Raw genomic sequence first — 9,583 nt, 5'->3', positions numbered from 1 at the left:
GGACACCGAGGCGGCCGCGGCAACGACCGGGACTCCGCCCAGGTTGCCGGCGGCAGCCACCCGCAGCGCGTCGAGCGTCGCGGCGACGCGCGCGGGGTCCTGCGCATCGGTGACGCTGAGCGCGAAGGTCGCACCGGCCGCCTGACAGGACTGCAGGCTCATCGTCAGCGGGCTGCCGGCCAGGGCCACCACCCGCACATCCTGCGCAGGCCGGCACGGGAACAACGCGAGCACGCCGGCGCCCACGGGGCGGACCTCGCGCCAGTCGAGCGACGGCGTGCAGGCCGCCAGGGCCGCGCACGCGGCGATGCAAAGTCGGGAAACTCGGTCAAGCGGCATCGGTCCATTATCCCGACCCGCGGCGCCACAATCGCCCGCATGAGCACTCCCCCCTCCCCGCCGCAGCCGCTGTCGGGCGTCCGCATCCTCGACCTGTCGCGGGTGCTGGCCGGCCCCTGGTGCACCCAGACGCTCGCCGACCTCGGCGCCGACGTGATCAAGGTCGAACGCCCGCTGCGCGACGGCAGCGGCGGCGACGACACCCGCGGCTGGGGCCCGCCCTTCCTGAAGGCCCGCGACGGTGAGGACACCGCCGAGGCGGCCTACTACCTCGGCACCAACCGCAACAAGCGCTCGATCACGGTCGACATCGCGCGGCCGCAGGGCCAGGCCCTGATCCGCCGGCTGGCAGCGCAGTGCGACGTCTTCATCGAGAACTTCAAGGTCGGCGACATGGCCCGCTACGGGCTCGGCGCCGCGGCGCTGCGCGCGCTGTACCCGCGCCTCGTCTACTGCTCGATCACCGGCTTCGGCCAGACCGGCCCCTATGCCGATCGCGCCGGCTACGACTACGCCATCCAGGGCATCGGCGGCCTGATGAGCGTGACCGGCGAGCGCGACGACCTGCCCGGCGGCGGCCCGCAGAAGGTGGGCGTCGCGGTGGCGGATCTCTTCACCGGCATGTACGCGAGCGTCGCGATCCTCGCCGCGCTGCGCCACCGCGATGCCACCGGACAGGGCCAGGCCGTCGACATGGCCTTGCTCGACACCCAGGTCGCGATGCTCGCCAACCTCGGTGCCAACTTCCTCGCCACCGGCGCCGCGCCGCGGCGGGCCGGCAACGCCCACCAGAACATCGTGCCCTACCAGGTGTTCGAGACCTCGGACGGCCACATGATCCTGGCGGTCGGCAACGACGGCCAGTTCGCGAAGTTCTGCGAGGTGGCCGGCCGGCCGGAGCTGGCCGCCGATCCGCGCTTCGCCCGCAATGCCGACCGCGTGCGCCACCGCGCAATGCTGGTGCCGCTGCTGGAGGAGATCGTCCGGGCCCGACCGAAGCAGCAGTGGCTGTCCGCCCTCGAGGCCGCCAAGGTGCCGTGCGGCGCGATCAACGACCTGGCCGAGGTCTTCGCCGATCCACAGGTGCAGGCCCGCGGCATGACCGTGCCGATGCCGCACCCGCTGGCCGACACGCTGCGCGTGGTCGCGAGCCCGATGAAGCTGTCCGGCACCCCGGTGCAATACCGCCGCGCGCCGCCGCTCCTCGGCGAGCACACCGACGAGGTGCTGGCCGAGTTCGGTTGGTCGGACGCCGAGCGCGCTGAGCTGCGCCGCCAGCATGTCCTGTAACTGACACGGCAGCCCCGTGCGACACCCCCAAGGTCGGGGGATTGGGGCGCTCGGGGGGTGTCCTCCGCTGCCTGCCTGAACGACACTTGCAACCAAGGGTGACAAACCCGCACAAGCCGTTCATCCACGGACAGGRACGCCAACATGGACATGACCGAACTCGACCGCGCTGCCGCGCCCGCCCACCGCGACGCCGGCCACGAACCGGACGAGGGCGATCACTGGCGGGACGTGGTCAACGAGCTCAGCGCCGAGATGGCGACGCCGCTGACCAGCGCGCTCGAACGCGTCACGACCCTCGCCGGTACCGGTCGCATCGACCGCGTCAGCCTGCGCTGCCTGGTGGAAGAACTGCAGAAGGCGCGCGCCATCAGCATCGCCGGCCAGCAACTGGGCCGCCTGGCCTCCGGCCGGCTGCGCCAGACCCATGAGCGGCTGCCGCTCACGCAGACGCTGAAGGACGTGCTGACCCAGCGCGCCGCCGAGACGCAGGCGCGCGGCATCCACATCAAGCAGGTGCTGAAGCCGGCCGACGTGATCGTCGACGCCTCGCTGCTGTTCAGCCTGTTCAACGCGTTGCTGGACTGGTCGCTGCTGCATGCGCAGTCGACCATCGAGTACCGCATCGACATCAAGACTTGGCCGACGCATGCACGGCTGGTCAGCAAGTTCGCCTACCAGCCCGAAGACCAGGCCGACCTGCCGCCGGCCACGGTGGAAGAAGGCTCGCCGCTGGATTCGATCGCCTGGCGCCTGCTCGAACAGACCGCGTGGACGATGGGCCTGCCGATCGAGCGCAAGATCGAAGGCAGCCACGTGACGCTGTCGATCGAGTTCCCGCGCACCGTCAGCGAGCAGCTCGAAGGCCTGAGCATCCTCGAACTGGACCGCGGCTTCGCGCCGTCGGCGCGCACCAAGCCGCTGGCTGGCAGCCATGTGCTGGTGGTCGCCTCGCGGCGCGACGTGCGCATCCAGGTGCGCGACGCGGTGCGCAACATGGGCCTGCTGGTGGATTTCGTCACCTCGATCGAGGAGGCCCGCGACTTCTGCCGCAGCGGCCTGCCGCATGCGATCGTCGTCGAGTCGGTGCTGCGCGGCGACCGCTTCAACGACCTGCGCAACGAGGTCGATTCGGCCGGTGGCGATGTGGTGTTCATCGAGATCATCGAAGAGGGCAATGCCTTCGAGATCTCGGGCTTCGGCGGCTTGAGCATGGCGCGCGTCGGGCGCGACGCGATCCTGACCTCGCTGCCGTCGGCGCTGATGTTCGAGCTGTCGAAGACTACTTGAGGCTGCCGAACACCTTCTTCAGGATCGCGCTCCCGGTGGCGACCGGGTTCTCGCGGATCTTGTGCTCTTCCTCGCCGATCATCAGGAACAGCCCGTCGAGCGCCTTCTCGGTGACGTAGCTGTGGATGTTGGCATCCTGCGGCTTCAGCAGCCCGAAGCTCGCCGCCTTGCCGGCCACCGCGTTGTACTTGTCGGCCAGCGACACCTTCTCGGTCGCCCGCTTGACGATCGGCAGGAAGCGCACGCCCAGCGGCTCGCGCGTCTTGGCCGAGAAGAACTGCGTGACCGAGCCGTCGCCGCCGGTCAGAATGCCCTTGGCGTCCTCGACGCTCATGCTCTTCACCGCGCCGACCAGCAGCGTCTTCGCCTCGGGCACCGCGGCCTCGGCGGCGCGGTTCAGCGCCGTTTCCAGCTCGTCGACGCGCCGTTGCTGCCCGGTCGCCCTCAGGAAGCGCGCGGCGTCGTTCAGGAAGCCGGGCAGCGGGATGTGCACCTTCGGGTTCGACAGAAAACCGTCCGGCTTGCCGAGCAGGCCGACGGCCGACACCGCGCCGCGCTCCAGCGCCGCCCGGATGCCCGCGGTGGCATCGCCTTCGCTGAGGCTGAACGCCTGGGCCTGCCCGCTCCAAGCCAGAAAGCCAAACCCCTGTCCCAGGCCGGCGAGCACCGCTGACGTAAACTTTCTCCGCTGCATCGATCACATCCCATGAAATTGACCCGCCATCTTGCCGTCGCGTTGAGTGTTCTGGCAATCGCGGCAGCGGCTTGTGGGGCTTATGCGGTGTATTCGGTCCTCGCGCGCCCGGAGATGGCGCCTGACGCCGCGTTCGTCCGCCTGGATGGCAGCCGCAGCAGCGTCGCGCAACTGAAGGGGCAGGTGGTGCTGGTCAACTTCTGGGCCACCACCTGCACGACCTGCGTGCACGAGATGCCGCAGTTGGCAGCCACCCACAACCGGTTCAAGGCGCGCGGCTTCGAGACGCTGGCGGTGGCGATGAGCTACGACCCGCCGGCCTCGGTGATCCACTTCGCCGAATCGCGGCGGTTGCCGTTCACCGTGGTGATCGACAACACCGGCGCGGTCGCCCGCAGCTTCGGCCCCATCGAGGGCACGCCGACCAGCGTGCTGATCAACCAGCGCGGCGAGATCGTCAAGCGCTACGTCGGCGCGCCGGACTTCGTGGCGCTGCAGGCCCTGGTCGACAAGCTGCTCGCCGACCCGGCCTGATCAGACGGCGTTCGCGACGCCGGCCTGGTGGGCCTGCTGGTCCGCGTGGTAGCTCGAACGCACCATCGCGCCGACGGCCGCGTGCGTGAACCCCATCTTCAGTGCCTCGTCCTCGAACATCTTGAAGGTGTCCGGGTGCACGTAGCGCCGCACCGGCAGGTGGTGGCCGCTCGGCGCGAGGTACTGGCCGATCGTCAGCATGTCGATGCCGTGCTCGCGCATGTCGCGCATCACCTGCAGGATCTCTTCGTCGGTTTCGCCCAGGCCCACCATCAGCCCGCTCTTGGTCGGCACGTGAGGCGCGAATTCCTTGAAGCGCTTCAGCAGGTTCAGCGAGTACGCATAGTCCGAGCCCGGGCGCGCTTCCTTGTACAGGCGCGGCGCGGTCTCGAGGTTGTGGTTCATCACGTCGGGCGGTGCCGCCTTCAGGATCTCCAGCGCGCGGTCCATGCGGCCGCGGAAATCGGGCGTCAGGATCTCGATGCGGGTGTCCGGCGACAGCTCGCGGGTGCGCTGGATGCACTCGACGAAATGCGCGGCGCCGCCATCGCGCAGGTCGTCGCGGTCGACGCTCGTGATCACGACGTACTTCAGGCGCAGCGCCGCGATGGTCTTCGCGAGGTTCAGCGGCTCGTCGGCATCCAGCGGATCCGGCCGGCCGTGGCCGACGTCGCAGAACGGGCAGCGCCGCGTGCACTTGTCGCCCATGATCATGAACGTGGCGGTGCCCTTGCCGAAGCATTCGCCGATGTTCGGGCACGACGCCTCTTCGCACACCGTGTGCAGCTTGTGCTCGCGCAGGATCTGCTTGATCTCGTAGAAGCGGGTGGTCGGCGAGCCGGCCTTCACGCGGATCCAGTCCGGCTTCTTCAGCGTCTCGGCCGCGACGATCTTGATCGGGATGCGGGCCGTCTTGGCCTGCGCCTTCTGCTTGGCGCTCGCATCGTAATGGGCCGCGTCCTGGGCCTGGTGGATGACGTTTTCGGTCGACATCGGGGGTACTTTCGAGGGGCGGCCGACGGATCAGCGCAATGAGGTCAGCTCAGGTGCGACACCAGCCGGTCGCCCAGCCGCTGCGCCGCGGTGGTCCAGTCGGTGCGGACGCCCAGTGTAGCCAAGTCGACCGTTTGCAGCCCGGCGTAGCCGCAGGGGTTGATGCCGCTGAAGGGGCTCAGGTCCATCGCCACGTTCAGCGCCAGGCCGTGGTAGGTGCAATGCCGGCTGACCTTGATGCCGAGCGCCGCCACCTTGCCCAGGCCCTCGAAGTCATCCGCCCGCGGCCCGGTCAGCGCCGCATGCCCGGCCGGATCCGACAGGTTCACGTAGATGCCGGGCGCACCGGGCACCCGGTGGCCGGTGATGCCGAAGCCTTCGAGCGTCTTGATGACGCAGTGCTCCAGCCGGTAGACGTATTCCTTCACGTAGATGCCCAGCCGGCGCAGGTCGATCAGCGGGTAGGCGACCACCTGGCCGGGGYCGTGGTAGGTGACCTGGCCGCCGCGGTTGGTCTGCACCACCGGGATGCCGTGCGCGTCCAGCACGTGCTCGGCCTTGCCGGCCAGCCCCTGCGTGTAGACGGGCGGGTGCTCGCACAGCCAGATCTCGTCCGGCGTGTCGGCGGTGCGGCGCTCGGTGAACTCACGCATCGCCTGCCCGGCCGCCGCGTAGTCGGTCGGGCCGAGCAGCTTCAGCAGCGCAGGCACGTCACTGGACCGACATCAAAGCACCACCTTGACCATCGGGTGCGTCGACAGCGTGCGGTACAGCTCGTCGAGCTGCTCGCGGCTGGTGGCGGTGACGGTGACCGTCACGCCCAGGTACTTGTTGCCGCTGCTCGGGCGGATCTCGACGGTGGACGCGTCGAATTCGGGGTCGAACTGTTTCGCGATCGTCGTGATCGCATGGACGAAGCCGTCGGCGTTCGTGCCCATCACCTTGATCGGGAAGCGCGACGGGTATTCGATCAGCGACTGGTCGGGCGGAATGTCTTGCATCGTGGCGTTCATGCCGTCGCAGATGGGGCGGCCTGCGGAAAATTCAAATCGACTGCACCGTCTTGGCCCGCTGGTAGGCCTCATACAGCTTCGCGTAGATCGGGCCGGGCTTGCCGCGCAACGCCCCATGGCCCACGGCCTCGCCGTCGACCTGCGTCACCGCCAGCACCTCCTTGGTGGCCGAGCTCAGCATCAGCTCGTCGGCGCCCAGCACCTCGGCCTCGGAGATCGGGCGCAGGTTGTAGCCGATGCCGGCTTCCTCGCACAGCTCGCGGATCAGCTCGTAGCGGATGCCCTCGAGCACGTGCTCGCTCTTCGGGGCGCCCAGCACCGCGCCCTCGTGCACGACCCACACGTTGCTGGACGAGGCCTCGGTCAGGAAGCCGTCACGGAACATGATGGTCTCGACGGCGCCGTGGTCGGCCGAGATCTGGCGCGCCAGCACGTTGCCGAGCAGCGAGGTCGACTTGATGTCGCCGCGCTCCCAGCGGAAGTCGCGCGCCGTGACGCAGGCGACGCCGTGGTGGCGCTGTTCGGCGCCGGCCGGCTTCATCGGGTTGGCCATCATGAACACCGTCGGTGTCAGATCGGGCGGCATCACGTGGTCGCGCACCGCCACGCCGCGCGTGACCTGGATGTAGAGCAGCTGGTCGTCGGCCGCCTGCGCATCGATCAGCCTGCGGCAGCGTTCCAGCCATTGGGCGCGGTCGAACGGGCTCGCGATGCGCACCTTGCCCAGGCTGCGGTTCAGGCGCGCCAGGTGCTCGTCGAAGCGGAACAGGCGGCGCCCGTAGACGGGCACGACCTCGTAGATGCCGTCGCCGAAGACGAAGCCGCGGTCCAGCACCGACACCTTGGCGTCGCGCAGCGGACCGTACTCGCCGTTGAGGTAGCACAGGGTGTCAGGCAGGGCTTGCATGCGGGCTCCCGAGGACGGATGCAGTGGGAACGGATGAGCTTACTTGATCCACAGCCGCAGGGCATCCCAGGCGCGGCCGAAGATGCCGGCCTGCTCGACGCCGGTCAGCACGACCAGCGGCAACTCGGCCACCGGCGCCCCGGTCGAGGTGGTCACCTTCAGCGTGCCGACGCGCTGGCCCTGAGCGAGCGGCGCGACCAGCGGATCGGTGCGCTCGATCTTCGTCTGCAGCTTCGCGCCCTCGCCCTTGGGCACGCTGACGAAGACCCCGTTCGCCGCGCCCAGTTGGGCCTCGCGCGCCGTGCCCTTCCAGACCTGCACCGTGGCCACCGCCTTCGAGCCTTCGAACAGGCGCACCGTGTCGAAGGCCTGGAAGCCCCAGTTCAGCAGCTTCTGGCTCTCGTTCGCGCGGGCATCCATCGAGGCCGCGTTCAGCACCACGCTGAGCAGGCGCCGCTTGCCGCCGCCGGCGCCGTTGACCGCGAGGTTCGGGAAGTCGCGCTGCGCCGAGACCACCATGCAGTAGCCGGCGGCCTCGGTGTAGCCGGTCTTCATGCCGTCGACGGTCGGGTCGCGCGTCAGCAGCACGTTGCGGTTGTTCTCGYTGCTGATCGGCGCGCCCTCGTAGTGGTACTTCTTGATCGAGTAGATCGGGTAGTACTCGGGGAAGTCGCGGATGATGCGACTCGCGATCACGGCCACGTCGCGCGCCGTGCTCTTGTGGCCCGGCTCGGTGAGGCCGGTGGCGTTCTTGAACTGCGTGTTCTTCAGGCCGAAGGCCTGGGCCTGGCGGTTCATCAGCTCGATGAACTGGTCGAGCGTGCCGCCGACGCCCTCGGCCAGCACCACCGCGGCGTCGTTGCCGGAGTTGACGATCAGCCCGCGCAGCAGGTCGTCGACCTTCGGCGCGCTGCGCGGCTCGATGAACATCAGCGAGCCGCCGCCCTTGCGCTCCTGCCAGGCGCGCAGCGACACCGGCAGCGTCTGCTCCAGCGTCAACTTGTGGTCGCGCAGCGCGGCGAACGCCAGGTAGGCGGTCATCAGCTTGGTCAGCGAGGCCGGGTCGGCCGGCGCATCCGCCTCGCGCTCGGCGAGCGTCTGGCCGGTGGTCACATCGAGCAGGATGTAGCTCTTGGCCGCGATCTCCGGCGGCTGGGGCGCCTGCGCGTAGGAAACGGACGAGACGGCAGCGGCGCCAAGCGCCAGCACGAGGGCAAACAGTCTTTTCATGAACGTCGGAATCAGGTTGGCTGGTGCGCGAAGCCCGGGCATCAACGATGCCAGGACCGCACCACCAGGTTCTTCAGCAGCGCCAGCTGCCCGTGAAAGAAATGGCCCACGCCGGGGATCACCACCACCGGCAGGGATTGAGGCCGTGCCCAGTCGAGGGTGGCCGACAGCGGCACGATCTCGTCGGATTCGCCGTGGATCACCAAAGTTTCCTCCGGCACCGGCGCGACCTTCTGTTTCTGCGTCGACGGCCCGACCAGCACCAGCCGCTCGGCCTTCGCATCATCGGGCAGGCGCGCGGCCGCCTGTGACGCGACGTAGCCGCCGAACGAGAAGCCCGCCAGCACCAGCGGCAGCGCCGGGTCGCGGTGCGCGGCGATCACCGCCAGCGCATCGTCGATCTCGCCCTGGCCTTCGTCCCACGCGCCTTCGGAGGCCGCCACGCCGCGGAAGTTGAAGCGCACGGTGCGGTAGCCCAGCTGCAGGAAGGCGCGCGCCAGTGTCTGCACCACCTTGTTGTCCATCGTGCCGCCCTGCTGCGGGTGCGGATGGCAGACCACCGCCACGCCGCGCGGCTCGCCCTCGGGGCGGTCGAGCGCGCATTCGAGCGCGCCCGCGGGGCCCGGTGTCAGCTGCTTGACGGTCTTCGCATTCATCTGCACGGCCCGGTCAGCGTCCGACCGAATCGGGCAGCAGCAGCCGCTCGACCACCACGCCGTTCTTCAGATGCGACTCGACGATCTCGTCGATGTCGGCATCGTCGACATAGGTGTACCAGACGGCTTCGGGGTACACGACCGCCACCGGCCCGCCGGCGCAGCGATCGAGGCAACCCGCCTTGTTGACCCGCACGCCGCCGGGACCGGCCAGCTTCTCGGCCTTGGTGCGCGATTTGCAGCGCTCGAAGCCGGCCTGCGCATGGTGGTTGGCACAGCTGTCTTCGCCCTTGTCGCGCTGGTTCAGGCAGAAGAAGATGTGGCGCTTGAAATAGGTCATCGGCGCATTTTACGGACCTGCCGCAGCGGCCCGCTCGATGCTGTCCCTGGCGGCCACGCGGGCGAGCAGGTAGACGAGCGCCGCGTACGGCCACAACCAGCCGACCCATTGCGCGAGGCCATGGAAGCGGATGAAGCGTCCCTGCTCCCAGCCTTGCAGGCTCTCGGCGAAGTAGGGATCGGTCGGCGCCTGCGCCACCAGCGCGACCAGCGCCGTCACGACCACCAGGCCGAGCCCGGCCGCGCCGCGGCGCGGGATGCGCAGCAGCAGCAGCCCGGCGATCGCACCGCTCAGCAG

Annotated in this window: 11 protein-coding genes and 2 pseudogenes; 3 read left to right on the top strand and 10 right to left on the bottom strand. The window is 69.3% G+C overall.

Annotation, left to right across the window (positions count from 1 at the left end; translation table 11 throughout):
- A pseudogene (locus AC1D1T_RS26330) lies at positions 1–339 on the bottom strand (hypothetical protein); the annotation flags it as partial.
- Between the two features lie 39 nt (positions 340–378).
- Here AC1D1T_RS26330 and AC1D1T_RS26325 point away from each other — a divergent pair.
- A complete protein-coding gene (locus tag AC1D1T_RS26325) occupies positions 379–1,629 on the top strand; it encodes a CaiB/BaiF CoA transferase family protein (protein ID WP_477992793.1) in 1,251 nt (416 codons plus the stop codon).
- Positions 1,630–1,773: 144 nt separating this feature from the next.
- Entirely contained in the window at positions 1,774–2,919 is a 1,146-nt protein-coding gene (locus tag AC1D1T_RS26320) for a hypothetical protein (RefSeq protein WP_047510207.1), read from the top strand.
- Here AC1D1T_RS26320 and AC1D1T_RS26315 read toward each other — a convergent pair.
- Positions 2,912–3,613: a DUF4197 domain-containing protein gene (locus AC1D1T_RS26315; protein WP_047510209.1), complete on the bottom strand. Its 702-nt coding sequence runs from the start codon at positions 3,611–3,613 to the stop codon at positions 2,912–2,914. The genes AC1D1T_RS26320 and AC1D1T_RS26315 overlap by 8 nt on opposite strands.
- Before the next feature lie 12 nt (positions 3,614–3,625).
- Between AC1D1T_RS26315 and AC1D1T_RS26310 the strand changes: the two genes are divergently transcribed.
- Positions 3,626–4,147 carry a TlpA family protein disulfide reductase gene (locus tag AC1D1T_RS26310; protein WP_477827233.1) on the top strand — a complete coding sequence of 174 codons (522 nt, stop codon included), beginning with the start codon at positions 3,626–3,628 and terminating at the stop codon, positions 4,145–4,147.
- Here the strand turns inward: AC1D1T_RS26310 and lipA are convergent, their stop codons facing one another.
- The 8 genes and pseudogenes from lipA to AC1D1T_RS26270 form a co-directional block, all read right to left on the bottom strand.
- Positions 4,148–5,140, bottom strand: coding sequence for a lipoyl synthase (gene lipA, locus AC1D1T_RS26305; RefSeq protein ID WP_047510213.1), 993 nt, complete (start codon positions 5,138–5,140; stop codon positions 4,148–4,150). It lies immediately after the preceding gene.
- 44 nt (positions 5,141–5,184) lie between these two features.
- Positions 5,185–5,850 (bottom strand): lipoyl(octanoyl) transferase LipB, encoded by a 666-nt coding sequence (gene lipB / locus AC1D1T_RS26300; protein WP_477992792.1) that lies wholly within the window; start codon positions 5,848–5,850, stop codon positions 5,185–5,187.
- A gap of 15 nt (positions 5,851–5,865) precedes the next feature.
- Positions 5,866–6,141: a YbeD family protein gene (locus AC1D1T_RS26295; RefSeq protein WP_052212931.1), complete on the bottom strand. Its 276-nt coding sequence runs from the start codon at positions 6,139–6,141 to the stop codon at positions 5,866–5,868.
- Positions 6,142–6,184: 43 nt separating this feature from the next.
- Positions 6,185–7,060, bottom strand: a complete 876-nt coding sequence (locus AC1D1T_RS26290) for a D-amino acid aminotransferase (protein WP_047510217.1) — start codon at positions 7,058–7,060, stop codon at positions 6,185–6,187.
- Positions 7,061–7,099: 39 nt separating this feature from the next.
- Positions 7,100–8,290 (bottom strand): D-alanyl-D-alanine carboxypeptidase family protein, encoded by a 1,191-nt coding sequence (locus AC1D1T_RS26285; protein ID WP_477992791.1) that lies wholly within the window; start codon positions 8,288–8,290, stop codon positions 7,100–7,102.
- A gap of 41 nt (positions 8,291–8,331) precedes the next feature.
- On the bottom strand, positions 8,332–8,946 hold the full coding sequence (locus tag AC1D1T_RS26280; RefSeq protein ID WP_047510221.1) for an alpha/beta hydrolase: 615 nt from the start codon (positions 8,944–8,946) through the stop codon (positions 8,332–8,334).
- A 13-nt stretch (positions 8,947–8,959) separates the two neighbouring features.
- Positions 8,960–9,286: a (2Fe-2S) ferredoxin domain-containing protein gene (locus tag AC1D1T_RS26275; protein ID WP_047510223.1), complete on the bottom strand. Its 327-nt coding sequence runs from the start codon at positions 9,284–9,286 to the stop codon at positions 8,960–8,962.
- Between the two features lie 9 nt (positions 9,287–9,295).
- Positions 9,296–9,583: pseudogene (locus AC1D1T_RS26270) on the bottom strand (VanZ family protein); the annotation flags it as partial.

The organism is Rhizobacter sp. P2_H3 (genome assembly GCF_056403355.1).
This window is presented reverse-complemented; position numbering and strand designations above follow the sequence as displayed.